This window comes from Paenibacillus popilliae ATCC 14706, assembly GCF_000315235.1.
GTDB lineage: Bacteria > Bacillota > Bacilli > Paenibacillales > Paenibacillaceae > Paenibacillus_B > Paenibacillus_B popilliae.
This window is the reverse complement of the sequence record NZ_BALG01000389.1, coordinates 1-519: the sequence shown is the minus strand read 5'-3', so window position 1 is coordinate 519 and position 519 is coordinate 1. Positions and strand designations below refer to the sequence as shown.

Below are 519 nucleotides of genomic sequence, written 5' to 3'. Positions count from 1 at the left end.
ATTCAGTTCCAATTGATCCGGATGCGTCTTCTCGCTGGAAGCCCCGAAGCGCTTCTGCTGTGCAAGCCGGAACTGTTCCTCGTACCATTTGAGTTTGGCCGACAGTTCGGTATTTTGTTGTTCCAGAGTGAGGGATTCCGATTCTTTTTTCATAAAAGAGAGATTCGTCAGGAGGGCGGAAAAATCCTGCTGCCCATGTGTAGATTGCCACTTCCGGCGAGACCTGAGCATGCGCCTGGCGCTGGGTAAGCGTCAGGCCGTCGAGCAGCCAGCGCAGCTCACGCTGCGTCAGACATAGTGGAGCTGTGCCGCCAGCGGGCCACTGAAACGAGCCGCGTTCGAGCCTGCGGTAGTAGAGCCAGAAGCCAGCATGATCCCAATGCAGAATTTTGAGCTTGTCCCGTCTGCGATTACAAAACACGAATAGCGCCGAGGAAAACGGATTGAGCCCAAATTGTTCCTGTACCATAGCGGCCAGCCCATCAATGGATTTGCGCATGTCTGTTGCGCCGCAAGCCA

Annotated in this window: 1 protein-coding gene and 1 pseudogene; both read right to left on the bottom strand. The window is 54.9% G+C overall.

Going from position 1 to position 519, the window contains the following annotated elements; translation table 11 throughout:
• On the bottom strand, nucleotides 1-153 hold a 153-nt coding region (locus PPOP_RS24735), incomplete at its 3' end, for a transposase (protein ID WP_006288032.1).
• A gap of 142 nt (nucleotides 154-295) precedes the next feature.
• Nucleotides 296-469 (bottom strand): annotated as a pseudogene (gene tnpB, locus PPOP_RS24730) (IS66 family insertion sequence element accessory protein TnpB); the annotation flags it as partial.
• Nucleotides 470-519 lie beyond the last annotated feature (50 nt).